Genomic DNA, 533 nt, shown 5'->3' on the forward strand with positions numbered 1-533 from the left:
ACGACGCCGCGGCTGGCCGCGTCCACCGTTCCGTTGATGCCGTCGTAGCCGAAGCCCACCAGCAGGGCCAGAACCAGGCCCGCCACGCCCGAGATGATCGGCACGAAGCGGCGGCCGCTGAAGAAGGCCAGGTACTCGGGCAGCTTGAAACCCGAGAAGCGGTTGTAGAACAGCCCGCCGATCACGCCCGACAGGATGCCGATCGGCACGGAGAGCTTGGACAGGGCCTTGGCCTTGTAGGCCGGTCCGGCCAGGTCCGCCGGCAATCCGGCGAGGGCCTCGGGCGGCACGTGCAGCAGGGCCTTGGCTCCCTCGGTGGCGATCAGGAAGCAGACCACCCCGGCCAGGCCGGCCGCGCCGTTGTTCTCGCGGGCCAGGCCCACAGCCACGCCGATGGCGAAGAGAAGGCCCAGATTGGCGAAGATCGCCTCGCCGGCCGCGGCGATGAAGGGGATGTTCAGAAGATCCGGCTGGCCAAAGCGCAGCAGAAGGCCCGCCACCGGCAGCACCGCGATCGGCAGCATCAGGGCCCG

Annotated in this window: 1 protein-coding gene; it reads right to left on the minus strand. The window is 70.0% G+C overall.

The genetic code is table 11. The features are described from left to right. A partial coding sequence (locus AC1DCG_RS25095) for a PTS transporter subunit EIIC (protein ID WP_477037320.1) occupies positions 1-533 on the minus strand: 533 nt, incomplete at both ends.

This window comes from Caulobacter sp. 10L414 (assembly GCF_056395525.1).